This is a genomic window from Ideonella sp. (genome assembly GCF_041287625.1).
Lineage (GTDB): Bacteria > Pseudomonadota > Gammaproteobacteria > Burkholderiales > Burkholderiaceae_C > Ideonella.
In genome coordinates, this window is record NZ_JBGGNH010000016.1 from 97,589 (window position 1) to 121,818 (window position 24,230).

Annotated in this window: 12 protein-coding genes; 11 read left to right on the plus strand and 1 reads right to left on the minus strand. The window is 67.0% G+C overall.

Annotated elements, in window-relative coordinates; translation table 11 throughout:
- Window positions 1-27: 27 nt before the first annotated feature.
- The 7 genes from ACAH41_RS06200 to ACAH41_RS06230 all read left to right on the plus strand — a co-directional run bounded on the left by ACAH41_RS06200 (window position 28) and on the right by ACAH41_RS06230 (window position 18,099).
- Entirely contained in the window at window positions 28-258 is a 231-nt protein-coding gene (locus ACAH41_RS06200) for a hypothetical protein (RefSeq protein WP_325648607.1), read from the plus strand.
- Window positions 224-8,590, plus strand: a complete 8,367-nt coding sequence (locus ACAH41_RS06205; protein ID WP_325648605.1) for an SDR family NAD(P)-dependent oxidoreductase — start codon at window positions 224-226, stop codon at window positions 8,588-8,590. Before ACAH41_RS06200 ends, ACAH41_RS06205 begins: the two co-directional genes overlap by 35 nt.
- An 18-nt stretch (window positions 8,591-8,608) precedes the next feature.
- Window positions 8,609-13,495, plus strand: coding sequence for a polyketide synthase (locus tag ACAH41_RS06210; protein ID WP_325648603.1), 4,887 nt, complete (start codon window positions 8,609-8,611; stop codon window positions 13,493-13,495).
- 303 nt (window positions 13,496-13,798) lie between these two features.
- Entirely contained in the window at window positions 13,799-14,878 is a 1,080-nt protein-coding gene (locus ACAH41_RS06215) for an alpha/beta fold hydrolase (RefSeq protein WP_325648601.1), read from the plus strand.
- On the plus strand, window positions 14,862-16,322 hold the full coding sequence (locus ACAH41_RS06220) for a hypothetical protein (protein ID WP_325648599.1): 1,461 nt from the start codon (window positions 14,862-14,864) through the stop codon (window positions 16,320-16,322). The genes ACAH41_RS06215 and ACAH41_RS06220 overlap by 17 nt, the downstream gene beginning before the upstream one ends.
- A 78-nt stretch (window positions 16,323-16,400) precedes the next feature.
- Window positions 16,401-17,360, plus strand: a complete 960-nt coding sequence (locus ACAH41_RS06225; RefSeq protein WP_325648596.1) for an alpha/beta hydrolase — start codon at window positions 16,401-16,403, stop codon at window positions 17,358-17,360.
- Window positions 17,361-17,430: 70 nt separating this feature from the next.
- Window positions 17,431-18,099 (plus strand): histidine phosphatase family protein, encoded by a 669-nt coding sequence (locus tag ACAH41_RS06230; protein WP_325648594.1) that lies wholly within the window; start codon window positions 17,431-17,433, stop codon window positions 18,097-18,099.
- A gap of 15 nt (window positions 18,100-18,114) precedes the next feature.
- On the opposite strand, the gene ACAH41_RS06235 is transcribed toward ACAH41_RS06230, so the two are convergent.
- Window positions 18,115-19,203, minus strand: a complete 1,089-nt coding sequence (locus ACAH41_RS06235; protein ID WP_325648592.1) for a hypothetical protein — start codon at window positions 19,201-19,203, stop codon at window positions 18,115-18,117.
- Window positions 19,204-19,447: 244 nt separating this feature from the next.
- Here ACAH41_RS06235 and ACAH41_RS06240 point away from each other — a divergent pair, with 244 nt between their 5' ends.
- The 4 genes from ACAH41_RS06240 to ACAH41_RS06255 all read left to right on the plus strand — a co-directional run bounded on the left by ACAH41_RS06240 (window position 19,448) and on the right by ACAH41_RS06255 (window position 24,202).
- Window positions 19,448-20,434 carry a WYL domain-containing protein gene (locus ACAH41_RS06240; RefSeq protein WP_325648590.1) on the plus strand — a complete coding sequence of 329 codons (987 nt, stop codon included), beginning with the start codon at window positions 19,448-19,450 and terminating at the stop codon, window positions 20,432-20,434.
- A 174-nt stretch (window positions 20,435-20,608) separates the two neighbouring features.
- Window positions 20,609-21,646 carry a branched-chain amino acid ABC transporter permease gene (locus tag ACAH41_RS06245; protein ID WP_325648588.1) on the plus strand — a complete coding sequence of 346 codons (1,038 nt, stop codon included), beginning with the start codon at window positions 20,609-20,611 and terminating at the stop codon, window positions 21,644-21,646.
- Window position 21,647: 1 nt separating this feature from the next.
- Complete coding sequence (locus ACAH41_RS06250) at window positions 21,648-23,459, plus strand: ATP-binding cassette domain-containing protein (protein WP_370538220.1); 1,812 nt, start codon at window positions 21,648-21,650, stop codon at window positions 23,457-23,459.
- Window positions 23,459-24,202, plus strand: coding sequence for an ABC transporter ATP-binding protein (locus ACAH41_RS06255; RefSeq protein WP_325648585.1), 744 nt, complete (start codon window positions 23,459-23,461; stop codon window positions 24,200-24,202). Before ACAH41_RS06250 ends, ACAH41_RS06255 begins: the two co-directional genes overlap by 1 nt.
- The last annotated feature ends 28 nt before the right edge of the window (window positions 24,203-24,230 follow it).

The following is a 24,230-nucleotide window of genomic DNA, read 5'->3' on the forward strand; positions in this document are numbered from 1 at the left end:
AGCGTCATTTGCTTAGAACCTGCGCGCATGAACCCGGTTGAAAAGCTGTCAAACCCGCGCCACTTGCCGGTGGTCAGATGGGTGGAGAAGACAAGGCTGGCGAAAGCTGGTCGGTATTGGATGGTGAAGCTGGGTGCCGCATCTGTGTTCGCAATGCGCACTGTCGTGTATGACGGGTCCGTGCTGTTCAAGGCGGTCTCGTTCCAAGTTTCCGGTGTCGTGAATGCCCACCACGAACGCCATGTCGCACGGGCTTGAAGACATGCAGCAGCCTTTGTTCACCCAGTTTGTGTTCACCCCCGCCGGCCAGGGCGACGCCAGTCTGGCGATTGCCGCCTGTCGTGCTGGCGCCGTAGGCGTTGTCAACGCCGAATGGCAGCCTGACAGCCAAGTCGTGCTGGCCATGCTGGCCCAGGTCGCGCGCCACGGTGGTGAAGGCTACGGCCTCAAGCTGGATCGGCTGGACCTGACGCTGGAAACCGCGCTGCAATCGCCAGCGCTGTCCGGCCTGGCCTGGCTGATTGTCGAGTCCCCGCTGGTCGAGGCCGCATGGCCGCTGATGACGCAGTTGCAGGCGCGCGGTGTGCGCCTGCTGGTGGAGGTTTGCCAGCCGGTGTTGCCGGCACTGCCTGCCGAAGGCGTGGTCGAAGGCTGGTTGCTGAAGGGCAACGAGGCCGGTGGCTTCGTCGGTGAAGACGCTTCGTTCATCCTGCTGCAGAAGTGGCGCAAGCTGAGCGCGCTGCCGCTGTACCTGCGCGGCGGCCTGACCCCGCACGTGGCCGCAGCCTGCAGCGCCATTGGCATGGCCGGTGGTGTACTCGATTCGCAAGTCCTGCTGCTTGAAGAGGCTGGCCCCAGCGACGCGCTGATTGCGATGCTGGGCAACCTGTCCGGCAACGAAGCCACGGCGATCGGCGATGGCGAGCATGGCGAATACGTTCGCGTGCTGGTCCGCCCAGGCCACACCTTCGCGCGGCAGCTGGCGGTGGACGGCGAAGGGCTGGGCTTTGCCAAGCTGGCCGAGCTGGTCAAGAACAAGGCCGATTGGCGCAACCTGCGCGCCGGCCTGCTGCCCCTGGGCCAGGACGTGTGCTTCGCCGGCACCTGGCGCAAGCAATACAAGCACCTCGCCGCCGTGCTGCGCGCGTTCGATGACGCGGTCGCCGGCCACCTGAAGGCTGCCGTCGCTGCCAATGCGATCAGCAAGGATGCGCCGCTGGCCGAAGCCCTGGGCATTCCGTTGCCGCTGGTGCAAGGCCCGATGACACGCGTGTCCGACAGCGCAGCTTTCGCGCAGGCCGTGGCCGAAGGCGGCGCACTGCCGATGCTGGCCTTTGCGCTGCTGAAGGGCACCGCGCTGCGCGATTTGCTGGAAGACTCCGCCCGCCGCATGGCCGACAAGCCATGGGGCATCGGCCTGCTCGGTTTTGCGCCGCAGGCCCTGCTGGACGAGCAGCTGTCGATGGCAGCTGAATACAAGCCGAGCTACGCGATCATTGCTGGCGGCCGGCCTGACCAGGCCGTCACGCTTGAACGCGCCGGCATCCCGACCTTCCTGCACGTGCCTTCGGCCAACCTGATCCCGATGTTCGTCGGTGAAGGCGCACGCCGCTTCATCTTCGAAGGCCGCGAATGCGGCGGCCACATCGGCCCGCTGAGCAGCTTCGTGCTGTGGAGCACCATGGTCGACAAGCTGCTGGCCGAACTGGCCAGCAGCAAGGTGCCGGCCGGCGACCTGCAGGTGCTGTTCGCTGGCGGCGTGCACGACGCCGTGTCGTCTGCCTTTGTGCAGACCATGATCGCCCCGCTGGCGGCCAAGGGCGTCAAGGTCGGCATCCTGATGGGCAGCGCCTACCTGTTCACCCGGGAAATCGTCGAGACCGGCGCCATCGTCGAGCACTTCCAGAAGGAAGTGATCGAGTGCGACCACACGGTGGCGCTCGAATCCGGCCCTGGCCACGCCAGCCGCTGCGGCTACACGCCATTCGCCGAAGAATTCTTCCGCAAGCGTGACGAATTGAAGGCCGCGAAAGTGCCTGCCGATGAAGCTCGTCACGTGCTGGATGACCTGATCCTGGGCCGCCTGCGCATGGCTTCCAAGGGCACGACCCGCGTCGGCCTGAACGGCAAGCTGGAGCACCTGACGCCTGAGCAGCAGCGTGCCGACGGCATGTACATGCTGGGCCAGGTGGCCACGCTGCGCAATGAAGTCACGCAGATCGACGAGTTGCACCGCCAGGTCACCGAAGACGCGGCCGCGATGATGGCCGAGCGCCTGGCTGGCATGGGTGACGCGCCGCGTGCCGCCGCGGTCGGTCCGGCCGACATTGCCATCGTCGGGCTGTCGACGCTCCTGCCCAAGGCCAACGACAGCCGCCAGTACTGGGACAACATCCTGGCCAAGGTCGACGCGATCACCGAGATCCCGTCGCACCGCTGGGACTGGCGCCTGTACTTCGACGAAAACCGCTACGCCAAGGACAAGATCTACTCCAAGTGGGGTGGCTTCCTGGACGACATGGCGTTCGATCCGACCCGCTTCGGCATGCCGCCGAAGTCCATCGAGGCGATCGATCCGATGCAGCTGATGGCGCTGGAAGTCGCGCAGCGCACGCTGGTCGATTCGGGCTATCACGAGAAGGCTTTCAACCGCGAGAGGTCCTCGGTCATCATCGGTGCCAGCGGTGGCACCGGCGACGTGGGCACCCAATACGGCCTGCGTTCCGAGCTGCCGCGCTTCCAGGGCCAACTGCCCGACGATGTGGCCGACCGCCTGCCCGAGTGGACGGAAGATTCCTTCGCCGGCATCCTGGTCAACGTGATTGCCGGCCGCATTGCCAACCGCCTGAACTTTGGCGGTGTGAACTACACCACCGATGCCGCTTGCGGCTCCTCGCTGGCTGCCGTGTACCAGGGCGTCAACGAACTGGTCGATGGCCGCAGCGACATGGTGCTGGCCGGCGGTGTCGACACGGTGCAGGGCCCGTTCGGCTACCTGTGCTTCAGCAAGACGCAGGCACTGTCGCCGCGTGGCCGTTGCTCGACCTTCGACCAGAACGGCGATGGCATCGCGATTTCCGAAGGCATCGCGATGATCGCGATGAAGCGCCTGGCCGATGCCGAGCGCGATGGTGACCGCATCTATGCCGTGATCAAGGGCGCGGGCGGCAGCAGCGACGGCAATGCCAAGGGCATGACCGCGCCGCTGCCGGCTGGCCAATTGCGCGCGATGCGCCGCGCCTATGCGCAAGCCGGTTTTGGCCCGTCCGACGTGGGCCTGTTCGAGGCCCATGGCACCGGCACGGTGGCTGGCGACACGGCCGAGCTGGAAAGCACCACGGCGCTGATGCGCGAAGAAAACGGCGCGCCGCACAGCGCGGTGGTCGGCTCGGTCAAGACCATGATCGGCCACACCAAGGCCACGGCCGGCGTGGCCGGCCTGATCAAGGCTGCGCTGTCGCTGCAGCACCGCGTGCTGCCGCCGCACCTGAACGTCAAGAAGCCGGTCGCCATCCTGCAGGCCGAGGATGCACCGCTGCACCTGCTGGAAGATGCGCAGCCCTGGCTGACGGTCGACGCCAAGCCGCGCCGCGCCGCCAGCAGCGCCTTTGGCTTTGGCGGCACCAACTTCCACGTCGTGATGGAGGAGTACACCCGCGAGTACCGCCCGTGGGTGCGCAGCGCGACCATGAGCCAATGGCCAGCCGAACTGATGCTGTTCAGCGCCGCCAGCAAGACCGAACTGGCCGACCGCGCGGCCGAGTTGTCGGCGCAGCTGCCGTCGTTGAGCGACCTGGTGCTGCGTGACCTGGCCGCCAGCCTGGCCCAGCAATGGGAAGCCGGCAGCGACACGCTGGCCATCGTCGCGAAGGACGCTGGTGACCTGGCCTCCAAGCTGGAGAAGGCTGCGGCCTTCCTGCGCGGCCAGGCGCCCATGCTGCCGCCGGGCGCGCACTTCGGTGCCGCCGGTGCGGACGCCGGCAAGGTGGCCGTGCTGTTCCCCGGCCAGGGCTCGCAGTACCCGATGATGGGCCGCGAACTGGCGGTGCTGTTCCCGGTCGTGGCCGACGCGCTGTCGCGTGCCAATGCCGCGTTGAAGGGCGCCTTCGAGACCCGCTTCGGCCGCGGTGCCAGCCTGGGTGGCTTCATCTTCCCGCGTGGCGCTTATGACGACGCTGCCAAGGACGCTGCCAAGCTCGCGCTGACCAGCACCGACGTGGCCCAGCCCGCGCTGGGCGCACTGGAAGTCGGCCTGCTGCGCCTGATGCAGGGCTTCGGCCTGAAGGCCGACATGGCGGCAGGCCACAGCTACGGCGAGTTCGTGGCGCACCATGCTGCAGGCGCCTATGACCTGGAAGCGCTGATGACGCTGTCGGCTGCCCGTGGCCGCTTCATCGTCGACGCCGCCAAGGCCGGTGGTGCCGAGTTGGGCACGATGGCGGCGGTGCAGGCGCAGCGCGCGGATGTCGAGAAGCACATCGCGGGACTGGACAGCGTGGTGATCGCCAACCACAACGCACCTTTGCAGACCATCATCTCCGGCACCCACGCTGGCGTGAAGGCTGCACTGGAGAAGCTGCAGGCCGCGGGTGTCGACGTGACGCCCATCCCGGTCGCAGCCGCATTCCACTCGGCCCTGGTCGCCCCAGCGCAAGCCCAGCTGGCCGAACTCATCGCGGCCACCGATTGGCACACCGGCTTGATGCCGGTCTACGCCAACGCCACCGGCAAGCCGCATGCGGACGATGTCGCAACGGTCAAGCGCCAGATGGCCGACCACCTGGTGCAATCGGTCGAGTTTGTGGCCGAGATCGAGGCGATGCATGCCGCTGGTGCACGCACCTTCATCGAGATCGGCCCGAAAGCCGTGCTGAGCAAGCTGACCGGCAAGATCCTGGCCGGCCAGCCGCACCGCGCCATTGCCATCGACGACGGCAGCGGCCTGCCTGGCCTGCTGAACGGCCTGGCACAGATGCTGTGCGCCGGCGTTGACCTGGACATTTCGCCGCTGTTCGAAAAGCGCGACTGCCGCATTGGCAACGCCACCCAGCCGGTCGCGCTGCAGCGCACCGTCACCGTGCCCAAGCACGCCTGGATGCTGAACGGCAGCGGTGCCCGCAAGGTCACCGAGCCGGTGCAGCAGATTGGTTTGACGCTGGAGCAGGCTGAGGTGCGCAACGCGGCTCTGGCTGCGCCTGCCGTTGCGCCGGTGGCTGCCGCCGCGCCGGTCGTTGCTGCGTCCCCTGTTCCGACCGCCGTCGCAGCCGCGCCGGTGGCCTATACCCCTGTTCAAGCAATCCCGCCCGTCACCCCCCCACGTTGGAGAAAAGAGTCCCGTATGGATGAACGACGTCCCCTGCCACCGGCAGGATCTTCCGGCGTCATGTCGGAATACTTCGAGACCATGCGTCAGTTCCTGGAGACCCAGGAACGCGTCATGGGCATGTTTGTCGGCCAAGGTGAGCCGATCGCGGCTCGCCCGGCAGCACCCCGTCTGCAGCGCGCTGCGCAGCCGATGGCCCTGCCGCGTGTGACGGAGTACGCCGCCCCCGCGCCGGTCGCTGCCGTGATGCCGCCGGTTGCCGCGCCGGCACCGGTGGTGGCTGCGCCGGCTCCGGTCGTCGCGATGCCGGCACCCGTGCCTGCACCGGTCGCCGTGCCTGCTCCGGTGGTGGCCAAGGCCGCCCCGGCGCCTGCACCGGCTGTCGCCGCTGTTGCTGCGCCGGCACCCGCCGCCGCAGGCGCTGCGATGAGCCGCGACCAGATGATCGACACGCTGCTGGCCATCGTCGAAGACAAGACTGGCTACCCACGCGACATGGTGGGCCTGGACCAGAACCTGGAATCCGACCTGGGCATCGACTCGATCAAGCGCATCGAAGTGGTCGGCGCCATGCTGCAGAAGCTTCCGGAAGGGCTGCGTGCCAGCCTGACCGAAAGCCGCAGCAAGCTGAACACCCAGCCGACCTTGAATGGCATGTTGGACATCCTGTCCTCGGCCAAAGCAGGAAGCGTGGTGGCAAGCCCTTTTGATGTTGCCGAGACGGGATCAAAGGTTGTCGCTGCCAGCAGCGACAACCACCCGCCTCGGCATGTCATGGTGCCTGCGCACGAAAGCATCGATGCCGATGCGCTGAAACAGCTGCAACCCGGCCTGTTCGTGATCACTGAAGATCTCGCAGGCCAGGCCAAGGCCCTGGCAGGCGCCCTGCGCGAGCAGGGTCGCGAGTCCGTCCTGGTCGGGCGGGCGGTGCTGGCCAGCGAATCGGCCTTGATTGAATGGGCTGCGGCCCTGCGCCAGCAGGCGCAGCCGCTGGCCGGTGTCATCCACCTGGCGGCATTGGGCGGGGAACTGCTCGCGCCGCAAGGTTCGGTGGCCGAATGGCGCCAGCAATTGCTGACGCATGAAAAGTCCTTGTTCCTGCTGTTGAAGGAACTCGCCTCCCGCCTGACCGAAGGCTCGCACGTGATGGCTGTCAGTGCGCTGGGTGGCCATTTCAACCGGGCGGGTGAACACACGCCTGCCGGCCTGTCGCTGCAGAGCGGCGCGGTTGGCATGCTGAAGTCCTTCCACGAAGAGCGGCCCGAGCTGCGCGTGAAGGCGGTGGACCTGGATCCGGGCCAGTCGGCCGCGGCACAGGTCCAGACGGTGATGTCGGAACTCGAGGTCGTGGGTGGCCGCCAGGAAGTTGGCTACCCGGCTGGCCAGCGCACGGTGTTCCGCACCGAAGCGGTGGTGGTGCCGACCGATCCGGCGAACCTTGAAAAGTTGAAGGGCATCGTGGTGCTGGCCACCGGCGGTGCCCGTGGCATCACGGCGGAAGTGCTGCGCGAGATCGCGCTGCCCGGCAACACGCTGGTGCTGACCGGTCGCGGCGCCTGGCCCGAAGCCGAGCCGGCCGACCAGGCCGCGCTGGGCAGCGAAGGCGCGCTGCGCGCCCACTTTATTGCCCTGGTGCGTGCCGGCAAGCTGAGCATGAAGCCGGCCGAGGTGCAGAAGAAGGTGCAGGCCGTGCTGGCCGCCCGCGAGATGCACGGCAACAAGGCCGACTTCGAGCAGCGCGGCGCGAAGGTGGAGTACCACCCGGTCGACGTGGGCAGCGATGACGGCATGAAGGCCTTGCTGGCCGACCTGTACACCCGCCACGGCGCGGTGCACGGCGTGCTGCACGGGGCAGGCGTGATCGAGGACAAGCTGCTGGTCGACAAGGCCTCGGACAGCTGGGACCGTGTGGTCGGCACCAAGGTGATGGGCCTGCTGCTGCTGCAGAAGTACCTGAAGCCGGAATCGTTGCGCTTCCTGAGCGTTTTCAGCTCGGTCGCTGGCCGTTACGGCAACAGTGGCCAGTCCGACTACGCGACTGCCAATGAATTGATGAACCGGCTGTGCTGCCAGCTGCAGCGCCGCTGGGAATACAAGGTCAACGTCAACGCCCTGTGCTGGGGTCCGTGGGGTCCGACGATGTTCGGCGCCGGCATGGTGACGGCCGAGACGGAGGCCAAGTTCGCCGAGAAGGGCGTCTACCTGGTGACCGCCGAGATGGGCCGCCGCCTGCTCAAGGACGAGTTGATGCGCAGCGGCGTGGACAACATCGAGATCATCTGCGGTGCTGGCCCGTGGGAAGCGCGTGAGGCCGATCTGGGCCGCATCCGCCGCCAAAATCCACCGGCACCCCGCGAGGTGCTGGGCTCGCTGCTCGGCCCGGCCGAGATGATGACGCTGCCGATGGGCGGCCAGGTCGTGACCTTCAATGTCGACGCCAACCACGTCTACCTGCAGGAGCACTGCATCGACAAGACGCCGGTGCTGCCGGCCGCCGCCGCGCTGGAGTTGCTGGCCCAGGCTGGCCGCGCGCTTTGGCCGGGCTGGCACGTGGTCGAGGTGCGTGACTTCCGCCTGATGAAGGGCGTGGAGCTGAAGGAAGCCACCCGCAAGTTCGACATCGTGATCAACCCGCCGCCGTATGGCAGCGCGGAAGGCTTCGAGGTCAACGCAACGCTGCAGTCCGAGCAGCAGGGCGGCAAGTCGGTGGTGCACTACAAGGCCCTGCTGCGGCTGGAGCAGCGCATGCCCGAAGGGTTCACCCGTGCGCCGCGGGCCCGCTTCGACAAGAAGCTGCCGGTCGCCCAGGCCTATGACGACTACCTGTTCCATGGCCCGCGCTTCCAGGTGATGAAGACGCTGAAGGGCCTGTCGGCAGATGCCGCGGCCGCCAGCGTCGCGCCGAGCAAGCCGGCCGAGTGGATGGGCCAGGTGCCGGCCGAGCAGGACCGTTGGGTGTTCGACCCGGCGCTGATTGATGCCGGCCCGCAACTGGCCATCGTCTGGGACCGCTTGTTCCGTGACGAGACCTGCCTGCCGACCCGCTTTGGCCGCGTGTCCCGCTACGTGGACCAACTGCCGGCGCAGATGACGATGGAAATCGAGATCGTGCCGCTGGAAGACAGCAGCCTGGTCGGCGCCAACGTCTATTACACCAACACCGCCGGCGAGGTGGTGATGATGATCGAGGACATGCAGTGCATCTCCAGCAACGCGCTGAACCGCCTCGGCGGCACGGCCCGGCTGGCAGCCAAGTCCTCCGTCTGAAGCTCCTGATTGCGCACCATGACTGAATCGACCCAAGGCGCCGCCGTGACTGGTGGCATGACCGGCAAGGGCGACACGCCCGCCGCCGTTGCCATCATCGGCATGGCCTGCATGTACCCGCAAGCGGGCAGCATGCACGCCTTCTGGCGCAACATCATCGGCGGGGTCGACGCGATCACCGAGCCGGTCGAGTCCTGGGACGCCCAGCGCTACCTCGACACCGGCCGCATCAAGACGCCGTTTGGCGGCTACCTGAAGGACCTCTACCGCTTCGATCCGCGCGAATTCGGCATCATGCCGAACTCGCTGGACGGCGGTGAGCCAGACCAGTTCCTGGCCTTGAAGGTCGCGGGCGATGCGCTTCGCGATGCCGGCGGCCGCTACGCCGACCCGAAGTACGACCACCGCGACACCGGCATCGTGCTGGGCCACAGCACCTACCTGCACCGCGGCCAGGGCACGCTGATCCAGAACCACATCGTGGTCGACCAGACGATCGAGATCCTGCGCGCCAGCTGCCCGCACATGACGGAAGAGCAGATCGAAGCCGTGCGCAGCATGCTGGCCAAGAAGCTGCCGGCCGCCAGTGCCGACATCGCGCCTGGCCTGGTGCCCAACGTGATGACCGGCCGCATTGCCAACCGGTTGAACCTCAAGGGGCCGAACTACCTGGTCGACGCGGCCTGCTCGTCTTCGCTGCTGGCCGTCAACGCCGCAATGGACGAACTGCGCCTGGGCCGCAGCAAGCTGATGCTGGCGGGCGGCGTGAACGCTTCGCTGCCAGCGGAAGTCTCGGTCATCTTCACCCAGCTCGGCGCCTTGAGCGGCCGCGGCAAGGTGCGTCCGTTCGAGAAGGGCAGTGACGGCACGCTGCTGGGCGAAGGCCTGGGCATCGTCGCGCTGAAGCTGCTGGACGAAGCGCTGGCCGATGGCGACCGCATCTACGCCGTGGTGCGTGGCGTGGGCCAGTCCAGCGATGGCCGTGGCACCGGCCTGCTGGCGCCGAGCATGGAGGGCGAGTCGCTGGCGATGAAGCGCGCTTACTCCGACTGCGGCGTGGACCCATCGACGATCAGCCTGATCGAGGCCCACGGCACCGGCATTCCGCTGGGCGACAAGACCGAGATCGGCGCGCTGAAGAGCATCTTCGGCGAGCGCACTGCGGAGCAAGGCACGATCGCGCTGGGCTCGGTCAAGTCCATGATAAGCCACACGATTCCGGCCGCCGGCATGGCAGGCCTGATCAAGAGCGCGCTGGCGTTGCACCACAAGGTGCTGCCGCCGATGCTGTGCGGCGAGATCAATCCGGATCTGGGCATTGACCAGACGCCGATGTACATCAACAACCAGACCGGGCCGTGGATCGCGCCGCAAGGCGCGCCGCGCCGCGCTGGTGTGAACTCTTTCGGCTTTGGCGGCATCAACACCCACGCCGTGTTGGAAGAAGCGCCAGCCGCTGCCTTGTCGCCGCAGCGTTTCATGCCGTGGTCGGCCGAGTTGTTCGTGCTGTCGGCCGATTCCGCCGAGGCGTTGAAGACCCGCGTGGCCGAGGTGCAGGCGCTGATCGATGCACGCCATGACCTGACGCTGTCCGACCTGGCAGGTTCGCTGGCGGCCGCGGATGCGCAAGCCGCCTGCCGCCTGGCACTGGTCGCGTCCGACAAGGCCAGCCTGTCCAAGCAGCTGACGCAAGCCGTGAAGAAGCTGAGCGACGGTAACCCGAACTGGGCCACCCGCAACGGCATGGTCTACAGCAGCCAGCCGATGCAGGGCAAGCTGGCCTTCATCTTCCCGGGTGAAGGTTCGCAGTACCCCGGCATGCTGGGTGATCTGGCGCTGTGCTTCGACGACGTGCGCAGCTGGCTGGACTTCTGGTGCAGCCTGTATCCGGATCAGCCGGGCGAGCGCCGCACCGACATTGCCTACCCGCCATCCACCGGCCTGAGCGCCGAGCGCCGGGCGATGCTCGAGCGCCGCATGAACGACATGGACGTCGGCTCCGAAGCCGTGTTCGTCGGCGGCCAGGCGCTGAACCAGCTGCTGGGCACGCTGGGCGTGCAGCCCGACGTGATGCTGGGCCACAGCTCTGGCGAATCGTCGGCGCTGGCCGCTTCGGGCGCGATTCCCGCCGCAACGCCGCAGGAACTCGCCGAATTCATCCGTGAGCTGAACAAGGTCTACCGCGCCGAACTGGCCGATGGCTCGATCCCGACCGGCGCGCTGCTGGCCGTGGGTGCGCTGCCGCGCGAACAGCTCGACGGCTTTGTCGCCGAAGCCGGTATCGGCGTGTTCGTTGCGATGGACAACTGTGCGAACCAGGTGATCCTGTACGGTTCGGCTGAAGCCATGACCGCGCTGCAGGCCAAGCTGACCCAGGTCGGCGCGATCTGCATGATGCTGCCGTTCGACCGCGGGTATCACACGCCTGCGTTCGACACCGTCACCAAGGCCTTCCTGAAGTACTACCGCGCGATCAAGCTCGGCGCGCCGCGCGTGCCGATGTATTCGTGCGCTTCGGCCGATCTGTTCCCCGAAGGCACGACCGCGCTGCGCCAGCAGGCGGCAGCGCAGTGGTCCACCACGGTGCGCTTCCGCGAAACGATCCTGAAGATGCACGATGACGGCGTGCGCTGGTTCATCGAGGTCGGCCCGTCGGCCAACCTGACGGCGTTCGTCAACGACATCCTGGCTGGCCGCGAATACACCGCCATTGCCACCAACCAGCGCCGCCGCAGCGGCATGGAGCAGCTGCTCAGCGTGCTGGGCCAGCTGTGGGTGCACCAGAAGCCGGTGGGCCTTGCGACGCTGTTCAATGGCCGCAAGCTCAACACCGTGGCACTCACGGATCTGACGGTGCCGGCGCCAAAGGGCGTGTTGCTCGACAACACCATGCCGCAGATGCACCTGAACGAAGGTGAACGCTGCCGCCTGCGTGACCTCGCGGCGCTGCCCGCTGAACCGGCCCCGGCACCGGTGGTGGCTGCCTTGCCGCCTGCGGTGCAAGCCCCGGTTGCGGCCGTAGCGGCGCCTGTTACAGCGCCAGCGCCGGTCGACGAACTGTCACCGCTGGACAGCGAGGCCGCGCTGCGTGGCCAGGTCATGGGCGAATACTTCGACGTGATGCGCGGCTTCCTGGAGCAGCAGCGCGCGGTGATGGATCGCCTGCCGATCGAGTCCGACTGGGACGCGCCTGCCGATGCTGTCGCCGCCCAGCAGGACCCGGTGGCGGCCGCGACGGGTTTCCTCGACGAGATCCTGGAGTTCGACGAAGAACACCTGGTGGCGCGTTCCGCGCTGAGCCTGGAGCGAGACAACTTCCTGCGCGACCATGTGCTGTCCGGCCGTGTCTCCGCGGACGACCCGCAGCTGGTCGGCCTGTCCTGCGTGCCGCTGATGGTGAGCCTGGAGATCATGGCCCAGGCGGCCGCGGCGCTGGCCGGCAGCGTCAACGTCTGCGTGATCGAGAACGTGCGTGCGTTCGACTGGATTGCGCTGGACGATGGCGAGATCGAGCTGAAGGTACAGGCCAAGGTGATGAACCGTGAGCAGCAGCGCTTCAGCGCCTTGCTGTCCGGGCCTTCCGGTCGCCTGGTGAGCGCGGAATTCCGCTTTGCACCGGTGTGGCAACTGCCTGCCGCCAGCAACCTGACGGAATGGCGCGGCTCGCTGTGGAACGATGAGGAGCTCTACACCTGCGGCATGTTCCATGGCCCGGTGTTCCACAGCATTGAGCACATCCACGGCTGGGATGACGCGGGCATTGATTGCGCGCTGTCGCCCGTCTCGTTGGACAGCTTCTTCACCCCGGGCCAGCAAGCCACGCTGGTGCTGAATCCGGTGCTGCTGGACGCGATGGGCCAGTTGGCGGCCTTTTGGATCGCCCAGTACGTGGGCACGGATTTCAACTGCTTCCCGTCGACCATCGACCGCATCGAGCTCTACACGCCGTGCCCGAACGCACAGCCTGGCATGCAGCTGCGCGCACGGCACTACTCGCTAGACGAGTCCAATAATGAGGTGTCGGCGCCACGGGCTTGGCAGTTCGAGTGCCTGGATGCCAACGGCCAGCCGCTGGTGCGCGTCAACAAGCTGGTCAACATCTTCTTCTCGGTGCCCAACCGCTTCTACCAGGTCCGCCGTGACCCGCTGAACGGCTGGCTGGGTCAACCGCTGGCGGCCGGTGCCGAAAAGGGCACCCTGCTGTGGCGCCTGGAACACCTGCCGGAAGACTTCTGCGCTCAGTCGGGCAACATCTTCCTGCGCATCCTGGCGCACATCTACCTGAGCGTCGAAGAGCGCGAGGAGTGGGCGGCGCTGACGGGCAGCGTGCGCCGCAAGCGGGAGTGGCTGCTGGGCCGTGCCTGCCTGAAGGAAGCCGTGCGCCAGTGGATCCAGTTGCAGACCGGCCAGCTGCTGTACTCGTCCGACATCCTGGTCGGCCATGACGAGTTGGGTGCCCCCTGGGTGGATGGTTGGTGGCGCGACCACCTGGTGCCGGCGCCGCAGGTGTCGCTGTCACACAACGAAGTCGGTTCGCTGGTGGCGGTGAATCACCCGGATGCACCGGTGGGCGTGGATGCGGAGCAACACGGCCGGATCCAGAACCCGGAGCTGTTTGCCACCTCGTTGACGGCTGCCGAGCAGGCTGCATTGGCGGCATTGCCTGCCGATCAGCAGCCCGGCCGGCTGCTGGCGCTGTGGTGCGCCAAGGAAGCTGCGGCCAAGTGCCTGGGCCTGGGCCTGCAAGGCCAGCCCGAAGCCTTCGCGGTGGAGTTTCTCGACGCAGCCGGGCTGCAAGCCCGTGTGAGCCATGCCCAGGCGCTGCTGGCGGTGACGATCTACCGCGACGAGGGCTCGCTGATCGCATTGGCCACAGAGAGCAGCGACCGGGTCGAGGTCCACTGAAGTGGGGACGCTGGTGGAAACGCTTGTAAGTGCCGTGGCCCAGGCGGGGTCGGAGCCGGCAGAATGCGTAACCATGCGTGACGGCAGGATCGCCGCGCCTTGTGTTTCAGCCGATTGCCGCTCAACCCGCGCCATGCGCGGGCCGGTGAAGTGGCGACGTGCAGGTGTGTTTATTGCTTCCAGCCTGAGCAGTCACGCATCAGCGTTCCTGGACCGTCGGCAACGTCGACCTCAGCGCGGCCTTGCCGCTTGCCAACGGTTCATGACGCGACCGCAGATGTTGAGCCTTTCGGAGTAATTGCCATGCCTGTCGCTCAAGTCAATGGAGCCCGGCTGAACTATGTTCAGATGGCGCCGGAAGATGCCACCGATGATGTCGAAGACCTCATCATGGTTCACGGATTGGCCACCAACATGGCCTTCTGGTACTTCCACTACGCGCCTGTTTTCTCTCAGCGTTTCCGTGTCACGCTGTTCGACCTGCGCGGCCATGGCCGTTCGGAGATGACCGAAAGCGGCTACCAGCCGCCCGATCTTGCGCAAGACCTGCTGGGCCTGATGGACCACCTGGGCATTCGCAAGGCGCATTTCCTGACCCACAGCTATGGCGGCGTCGTCTCGCTGAACGCCGCCTGCCTCGCGCCGCACCGCTTCAGCAGCTTGGTGCTGGCGGACACCCACATTGCCGCCGCGCGCCACGAGCACCATTGGGAGGCTGGCCAGTTCGGCACCAAGATGCAAGCCGTGCTGGACGAGCACGGCATCGCACTGGACACCCGCGACCCGTATTTCGGCTACAAGCTGCTGACCGAAGTGGCCCACCTGCAACTGCGCAGCGAGGAAGTCCCGGCGGTGCTGCAGGAGATGGTCAGCCCGTTCATCGGCAAATACGGCAACCGCACCGCCAGCCAGTGGATCCGCCTGATGGACCAGACCAAGGCCTGCACCGAACTGATGGGCGACGACGGGCTGCGGCTGGACGAATTGCGCAAGCTGCAGTTCCCCATCATGGCCATGTACGGCGACCATTCGCAGGCCCGGCTGACCGGCCGCGAATTGCTCGAAGTCTGGGGCCACGCGGTGTTCCGCCGCGTGCGCGATGGCGGGCATTTCTTCCCATCGTCCCGGCCGCAGGAACTGATCTCCGGCTGCAACCGCTTCTGGGGCGGTGAGTTCGGCGTGCGCCACGAGCTGCGTACCGGCGAGCCCAAGCGCAACTTCTTCCGCAGCGACCGCATCTTCCAGGCTGGCGAAGCCTGGTATTTCACGACCCGGGAGCATGCCCGTGTCGGCCCCGCGGCCAGCCGAGCCGAGGCCGAACAGGTCCTGGCTTCTTTCATTGCCGCGATGGCAACGGAACAACTCAGTGCAGTCTCGCAATAAGAACAAGCTCGGCGTTCATCCCGGACTCGGTCAACGCGATTTCAAACTGGTCGCCCACGGTGGCTTCGGCGACGGCCTGAATGCCTACGCGCATTCGATGGCCTGGTACAAGGACCGGCTGTACGTGGCGACCACGCGGGGCAACTTCCCGTTCATGAAGGCCCGCCTGCCGATCGGCATGGACATCTGGCCGGTGGAATGTCCCGAGAGCCCGTTCGACCTGGACATGGCCGCTGAGATCTGGTGCTACGACCCGCACGAAGGCGTGTGGGAAAAGCGCTTCAAGGCGCCGCTGATCGTGGGCAGCCACGGCAAACTGATTCCGCGTGAACTTGGCTTCCGCGGCATGGTGGTCTACACCCCGCCCGGCCGGCCGAATGAGCCCGAGCTCTACGTCAGCACCTGGTCGCCCGCACGTGGCCCCGGCCCGAACATCCTGCGCTCGACCGACGGCCACCACTTCGAGCCGACCTGCGAGCCGGGCCTGGGCCTGCCCGTCACGACGATCCGCACCATGGTGCCCTTCAAGGGCCGCATGTTCACGACGCCGGCCGGTTCGCGTGGCGGCAACCCGAACGTCTCCGGCCATTCGGTGGTCTACGAGAGCACCGACCCGGCCAGCGGCGAATGGGAGCCGGTGTCGGACTTCGGCTTCGGCGATTCGGGCAACAAGACGATCTTCGAGATGTGTGGCTTCGGCGACCATCTCTACATCGGCACCTTCAACCTCGAAGGCTTCCAGATCTGGCGCAGCAACGTGGAAGGCGAGAAGCCGTACCACTGGGAGCGCGTGATCGAGAAAGGCGCCTACCGCGGCCCGCTGAATCAGTGTGTGCTCAGCCTGTACCCGTTCAAGGGGCACCTCTATGTCGGCGGCGGCATCCAGGGCGGCGGCGTGGACACGCAGAACCGCATCGGCCCGGCACCGCCTGAGCTGCTGCGCATTGCGCCGGATGGCAGCTGGGACTTGTTGGTCGGCGAGACGCGCGACACACCGCTGGGCCGCAAGGAAGCGCTGTCTGGCTACCTGCCGGGCTTCGACAACTTCTTCAACGGCTACTTCTGGCGCATGTGCGTGCACGATGGCTGGCTGTACATGGGCACCTTCGAATGGAGCTCGGTGCTGGGTTATGCCAACCGGCGGCGCTGGCCGGAAGCCTTCACGACCATCATCAACAAGCTGACGCCGCAGTTCCTGCTGGACCATTCCTCGGGCTTCGACCTCTATCGGACCTGCGACGGCAAGAACTGGGTGCCGGTGACCACCGATGGCATGGGCAACCCCTACAACATGGGCCTGCGCACGCTGATCTCGACCCCCCACGGCATGTTCATCGGCACTGCGAATCCGTTTGGTCCGAAGATCATGCCGCTGAACGGTGACCGCTACATCCCCAACCCGCGAGGTGGCTGCGAGGTGTTCCTGGGCAGCCCACGCGACTGAAGCGAAACAGTTCGTCACCGTGTCAACCATCTTCGCCCGCTGGGACGTTGCCAGAGAAAGCTCCCTGGAGAACACACCATGTCCCTGGTCCGAAACCGATTCATCTTGCGCAGCGGCCTCGCCGCATTGGGCGCCTGCCTTCTGATGCCTGCCTTTGCTGGTCCCCTGAAGGACGCCATCGTCGACCGCATGCTCACGCGTAAGCTGGAGCAAGCCCAGGATGGGGGCGCTGCTGCGATGGAAGGGCAGATGCTGCCGGTGCCACTGCCGCCTGGCGCACGCCTTGAAAAGGACTTCAGCTACGGCAGCGATCCGGCGCAGAAGATGGACATCTACATCCCCCAGCACACGGGGCTGGCGCCGGTGATCTTCATGGTGCACGGTGGCGCCTGGATGGTGGGTGACAAGGGCATGTCCAAGGTCATCATCAACAAGGCCGCGCGCTGGCTGCCCAAGGGCTATGTGATCGTCTCGGTCAACTACCCGATGCTGCCGAATTCGCCGGTGGACCAGCAGGCACGCGACGTGGCCAAGGCCCTGTCCGTGGCCCAGGCCAATGCGGCCAGCTGGGGGGCAGATGCCTCACGCTTTGTGCTGATGGGCCATTCGGCCGGCGCGCACCTGGTGACCTTGATCTCGGCCGACCCGCAGATCGCCTACAGCGCCGGTGCCAAGCCTTGGCTGGGCACCGTGTCGCTTGACAGTGCGTCGATGGACGTGGTCAAGACCATGGAAGACAAGCACTACAGCTTCTATGACAAGGTCTTCGGCAGCGACCCGAACTTCTGGCGCCAGGTCTCGCCGTATCAGCGCCTGACCAAGGCGCCGCCCGGCCCGGTGCTGATGGTCTGCGGTACCGGCCGGGCTGACTCCTGCCCGCAGGCCCAGGCCTTTGCGCAGAAGGTCATCTCGCTGGGCGGCAAGGCCACGGTGCTGCCGCAGGGCATGAACCACGGCGACATCAACGGCAAGCTGGGCGAGCCTGGCGGCTACACCGATGCGGTCGAAAACTTCCTGCGCAGCCTTGGCGTGAGCTGAGCCGGCTTGTCCCCAGCGCAGGTCACCGGCGTGACAGCCGGCTGAGCGCACCGGGCGCACACTTGCCGGCATGGGAAGTGTCTACCTCGTCCGCCACGGCCAAGCCTCCTTTGGTGCGGCGGACTATGACCAATTGAGTCCCCTCGGCGAGCAGCAATGCGAACGCCTGGGGGCTTATTTCGCTGCACGAGGCCAGCGCTTCGACGCGGTCTACACCGGCACGTTGAAACGCCATGCGCAATCGCTGGCGGCCATCGCCAGGGGCATGGGTGTGGCGCTCCCGCCTCGCGTGCGGCCCGGGCTGGACGAATACCTGCCCGAAGCTTTGGTGCGTGCAGTGCACACTGGCGAACTGCCCAAGGCCGGTACGCCGGATGCCGTGCGCGCCCACTTCCGCCTGTTGCGGCAAGGCCTGTTGGCGTGGATGCGCGGCGAAAGCTCGCCCGAAGGCATGCCGACCTACAGCGGCTTTGTGGACGGCATCCAGCTCGCCTTGCGCGACGCCCAGACCCACCACGAAGGCCAGGTGCTGATCGTTTCCAGCGGCGGGCCGATTTCGGTCGCCGTTGGCCACCTGCTAGGCGCCTCTTCAGCCGCGATCGTCGAGCTGAACCTGCGCATCCGCAACAGCGCTGTCACCGAACTCGTCGCCGGCCATCGCGGCCATTTGCTGCTGAGCTTCAACACCCTGCCGCACCTGGATGACGCCGAAGGCCGCGCGCTGCAGACCTACGCCTGAGCAGGCAGCACTCTGTCAGTGCAGGGCCGCACCCGCGGCGGCCGGATGCCGCGCCGGACTTGGGCTTGCGCCGTCAGCGACGGATGCATGGTCCAGCACCTGCCAGCCTGGCAGCCGCAGCCGGCTCACCTGATTCAGCAGAGCCTCGGTTTGCGCCGCGCTCAGCTGTGACGCAAAGCGCTGCCATGCGGCCAACACCTTGCCATCCAACGCGGCATCTTCCAGCCGCTCGCGCCATTGCGCTGGCATGGTTGGGCGGCCACCTTCCCAGACGCGTGGCAGCAGGCGGTGCAGCCACAGGTGGAAGGCGCGGCGCAGCGCGGCATTGGGCAAAGCATCCACCAACCGGCCAACGCGCAGGCCCCAATCGGGCTGCGCCAGCTGCAGCATGGCCAGCGCTTGCAGGCCTTGCAGCGGGTTGGCCTGCATCACACGGTTTGGCGGCAACGCGGCCATCGGCATGTCGGCCAGTGCCGCCACTGGCAAGGGCGTGACCAGCGACATCAGCGTGGCCAGCCGGGTCCATTCGACAGCGCTCAGGCCCCCGGCCAAGCCGTCCACTGCAGCGCGGGCCTGGCCAATGTGCTGCTGAACCTGTGCCAGGCTGAGCTGGCCGCGTGCCTTGGCGGCCTCCGGGCTCAGCGCGACCAGTTGGCCGGCTGTGAAGCCACCGGCGGGTGCCAGCGGCGTGATGTGGGCTTCGGCCAGGCTCAGCGGCCGGCGTATGACCGGGCAGCGGCTGACGGCCAGTTGGCGCAGGTAGTGCGGTGTCAGCTGCAGCGTGTCGAAGGCTTGCTGGTGCTGCCAGGCGTGCAGGCGCAGCCGGAGCCACATGCGCACGGCTGGGTCAGCGCGGCGGGTGCGGCCGTCGAAAGCCGGCTGTGCCAGCGCCCAGCCTTGGCGCACCGGGTGGCCCGGCAGCAGATGCTGTGCAGGCGGCACCACGCCGTAGCGCGCATGTTCGCGGCCAATCTCGAAACCGGCGCCGAATTCGTCGGCTGAGGTGGCCAGGCTGCCGTGACGCGGCATTGGCGCGCGGCGTGTGGTTGCCAGGGGAACCGCGGGGGCGGCGGGGGCGTCGAAAGCGAAAGCGGTCTGGGCCATGGTGCAAAGCTCCTGGAAGTCGTTTCGGTCGGCGGTGCGGTCCGCCGGGCGTTAGGGCGCCAGGCCCCTGTTCGATGGATGCCAGTTTGTGCAGCGCCGGGCTCATGGGGTGAGCCAGCGAAACCACTGTGGATAAAAACAGACTGGGGAATGCGCTATGCTGAAGGCTCAGGCTGTGAGCCAGGCGTGCGCTAAGCGGATCCTGGCAGGCGGGTTCGCCAGTTCTCCACCGTGTGGTTGTCCGATGAACAAGACTGAACGCTTCTACAAGATCGAAGTGCTGATCCGCAGCCGCGGCGGCGTCAGCTTCGAAACGCTGCTGGACGAGCTGGAGGTCTCGCGCGCCACGCTCAAGCGCGATCTGCAATACCTGCGCGAACGCATGGACGCCCCCATCGTCTACGACCGCCACGACAACCTCTACCGCTTCGAAGACGGCGGCAGTGCGGGCGGCGAGGTGTCACACCAGTTGCCTGGCGTCTGGTTCAGCGAGACGGAGATCCACGCGCTGCTGACCATGCACCAGTTGATTGCCGGCCTGGACTCGGGCGGCGTGCTGGGGCGCCACCTGCAGCCGCTGCAGGACAAGCTCAACAGCATGCTGGGCACCGGAGAAAGCGCTTCGCGCGAACTGATGAAGCGCGTCAAGATCGTCAACCCGGCGCGGCGGGCCGTGCCTGGGCGCTGGTTCGAATCGGTCGGCAGCGCATTGCTGACGCGGCGCCGGCTGGACCTGAGCTACTTCAGCCGCGGCCGCAAGACCGAGTCGCAGCGCATCGTCTCGCCGCAGCGCCTGCTGCACTACCGCAACACCTGGTACCTGGACGCCTGGTGCCACAGCAGCGAAGGCCTGCGGCGCTTCGCGATGGACGCCGTGCGTTCGGCCAAGCTGCTGGACCAGCGCGCCAAGGACGTCAGCCTGAAGACGGTCGAGGCCGAACTGGATGGTGGCTACGGCATCTTCAGCGGGCACAAGCTCAGCTGGGCAACGCTGCTGTTCACACCTGACGCGGCGCGTTGGGTGGCGCAGGAAGAGTGGCACCCCAAGCAGGAGCAGCGCGAGATGGCCGACGGCAGCCTGCAGCTGAAGTTGCCGTATGCCGACGCGACCGAGCTGATCATGGACATCCTGCGCCACGGGCCGCAGGTCAAGGTGCTGTCGCCGGCCTCGCTGGTGAAGCAAGTCTCCGAGCAGCTGCGGGAAGCGGCGGCGCGCTACGACGCCGCCTGAGCCTTTCCTGCGGCCGCGACAACCCGCCAGCCTGGGAAAACCCGTGGCCGGATTCGCGCCGCTTGCGCATATCTTCATTCCCTGACCGACCGGTCGAACTATTCGGTTCGAGCATGGGTGGTCATGTGTCGTGAAGACGTGAAGGCCGGCAGGCCAGGAAAGGCAGCAGTACGCATGGATGGTTCGATCGCCAGCATCCTGGCCCTGGATGGCATTACCAACGGGGCCGTGTACGCCTTGTTGGCCCTGGCCATCGTGCTGCTGTTTGCCGTGACCCGCGTGATCTTCATCCCCCAGGGCGAGTTTGTTGCCTTTGGCGCGCTGACACTGGCGCTGCTGCAGACCGGCGCTGTGCCAGGCACCGTCTGGCTGCTGTTGCTGCTGGCCGCCGGCATGGCGCTTGGTGAACTGGGGAATGGTTGGCGCCAGCGCCGGCCGCTGAAGGCCTTGGTGCTTGGCGCGTTGCGCACGCTGGCCTGGCCGGTCGCCATCTCGCTGCTGACCATCTGGGCCGCGCCACGGCACTGGCCGCTGCTGGCCCAGGCCGCGCTGACGCTGGCCATCGTCACGCCCCTGGGCAGCCTGGTCTACCGAGCGGCCTACGAGTCGCTGGCAGACGCCAGCGTGCTGGTGCTGCTCATCGTGTCGGTTGGCGTGCACTTCGTGCTGACCGGCCTCGGCCTGTATTTCTTTGGCGCCGAGGGCTACCGCAACCCGCCGTTCTGGGACGAGCGCTTCAACGCCGGCCCGCTGATGCTCAGCGGCCAGACGCTGATCGTGCTGGCGGCATCCTTCGCGCTGATCGTCATGCTGTGGCTGTTCTTCGAGCGCAGCCTGTGGGGGAAAGCCTTGCGCGCGACCGCGGTGAACCGTCTGGGCGCGCGGCTGATGGGCATTTCCAGCAGCAGTGCAGGGCGCTTGTCGTTTTCGTTGGCGGCCTTCATCGGCGCGCTGTCCGGCCTGCTGATCGGGCCGACGACCACGGTGTTCTACGACTCCGGTTTCCTGATCGGCCTGAAAGGCTTTGTCGCGGCAGTGTTTGGCGGCCTGGCCAGCTACCCGCTGGCGCTGGTGGGCGCGTTGGGCGTGGGCCTGCTGGAAAGCTTTGGCTCGTTCTGGGCCAGCGCCTTCAAGGAGGTGATCGTGTTCTCGGCCATCCTGCCGGTGCTGCTGTGGCGCTCGCTGCGCGACCCGCATGGCGAGGAGCACTGAGATGGCGGTTTCCTCCACCCAAGCTGCCGCCAGCGCGCGGCGCCCGTCCCGCCTGCAGGCCTGGCGCCTGCCGGTGTTCTGCCTGTTGATGCTGGCCGCGCCGCTGCTGCCGCTGCCGGACTTCTGGATCACGCAGCTGAACTACATCGGCCTGGCATCCCTCGTCTCGCTGGGCCTGGTGCTGCTGACTGGCGTGGCCGGGCTGACCTCGTTTGGCCAGGCGGCGTTTGTCGGCGTCAGCGCCTACAGCACGGCATGGTTGACGCAGAACGCCGGCCTGTCGCCCTGGCTGACGCTGTTCATCGGCGTCGGCTTGGCAGTGCTGGTCGCGCTGGTGCTGGGGCTGATCACGCTGCGCATGTCGGGCCACTACCTGCCGCTGGCGACGATTGCCTGGGGCCTGGCGCTGAACTTCGGCATGGCCAACATGGCCTTCCTCGGCAAGTACGATGGGCTGCAAGGCATTGCGCCGCTGACCTTGTTCGGCCACAGCCTGGCCGATGGCCGCTCGATGTGCAGCCTGATCTGGCTGGTCGCGCTTGCCGCTGCAGTCGCGCTGAATCACCTGCTGGACTCGCGCCCTGGCCGTGCGCTGCGGGCGCTGAACGGTGGCGCGATGATGGCCGAGGCCATGGGCATCTCGACCTTCCGCTACAAGCTGATCGCCTTTGTGCTGGCCGCCGTGCTGGCCGCCCTGTCGGGCTGGCTGTTCGCCCACTTCCAGCGCAGCGTGAACCCGACGCCGTTTGGCCTCAACAAGGGCATCGAGTACCTGTTCATGGCGGTGCTGGGCGGCGTGGGCCAGGTCTGGGGCGCGTTCACCGGCGCGGCCATGGTCGTGCTGTTGACGGACAAGCTGCAGACCCTGCTGCCGGCGCTGCTGGGCAGCAGTGGCAACTTCGAGGTCATCGTGTTCGGCGTGGTGCTGGTGGCCACGCTGAAGTACGCGCCCAACGGCCTGTGGCCCTTCATCCAGCGCTGGTGGCCGCCGGCGCAGCGGGTACGGGACTGGGAGGGTGCACCGCCGCTGCCGTCCCGCCCCAAGCCGACCCCAGGCGAGCCGCTGCTGGAGGCCAGGGCGCTGCGCAAGCAGTTTGGCGGGCTGGTGGCGGTGAACGGCGTGAACTTCTCGCTGAAGGCCGGCGAGATCATGGGCCTGATCGGGCCGAACGGCGCCGGCAAGTCCACCACCTTCAACCTGGTCTCGGGCGTGCTGTCGCTGACCAGCGGCGAGGTGCTGTTCCGCGGCGAAGCGATTGCTGGCCTGAGTTCCCGCGCCATCGCACGGCGCGGCATGAGCCGCACCTTCCAGCACGTCAAGATGGTGCCGGACATGACGGTGCTGGAAAACGTCGCGCTGGGCGGCTACCTGCGCGGCCGCGGCGGCCTGCTGCGCGCCATGTTGCGGCTGGACCGCGCCGAGGAGCGCCAGTTGCTGGCCGAGGCCGAGCGCCAGTTGCAGCGCATCGGCATGGCCGATCTGATGTTCGAGCGCGCCGGCAACCTGGCGCTGGGCCCGCAGCGTTTGATGGAAATTGCCCGCGCGCTGTGCACCGACCCGTCGCTGCTGTTGCTGGACGAACCCGCCGCCGGCCTGCGGCTGAAGGAAAAGCAGGCGCTGGCCGAGGTGCTGCGTCAGCTGAAACAGGAGGGCCTGTCCATTCTCCTGGTGGAGCACGACATGGACTTCGTGATGGGACTGGTCGATCACCTCACCGTGATGGAGTTCGGCACTTGGCTGATGGCCGGCACGCCGGCCGAAGTGCAGGCGAGTCCAGCCGTGCGCGCGGCGTATCTCGGCACGGAGCATTGATGACGAGTCCCTCTTCTGAACCCATCCTCGCCGTGCGCGGGCTGCATGCCGGCTACGGCCGTGCCGAGGTCCTGTCAGGCCTGGACCTGCAGGTCGGCCGTGGCGCGGTGGTCACCGTCATTGGGCCCAACGGCGCCGGCAAGTCCACCACGCTGAATGCGCTGATGGGCGTGCTGCCCGCGCGCGGCAGCATCGTTTTCGATGGACTGGAGCTTGCGGGCAGCACGCTGGAAGAACGCGTGATGGCCGGCCTGGCGCTGGTGCCCGAGAAACGCGAGCTGTTTGGCACCATGCCGGTGGAAGACAACCTGGTGCTGGGCGGCTTTCGGCCGATGCGCCAGCGCGTGCCCGGCTGGCGCAGCACGCTGGACGAGGTCTACACGCTGTTCCCGCGGCTGAAGGAGCGTCGCCAGCAACTGGCCGGCACGCTCTCGGGTGGCGAGCGGCAGATGCTGGCCGTGGGCCGCGCGCTGATGAGCCGGCCCAAGCTGATGATGCTGGACGAGCCCAGCCTGGGTCTGGCGCCGCTGGTCGTGCGGGAGATCTTCCGCACCATCAGCGCGCTGCGCGCCACCGGCGTCAGCATCCTGCTGATCGAGCAGAACGCGCGCGCGGCGCTGGAGGTGGCTGACCATGGCTACGTGCTGGAAACCGGCGCGCTGGCCCTGCAAGGTCCGGCTGCCGAACTGGCGACCGATGCGCGTGTGATCGACACCTACCTCGGTGCTGCGCGCGCGAGTTGACTGCTCCCGGCATCTGCGTACCGATGCC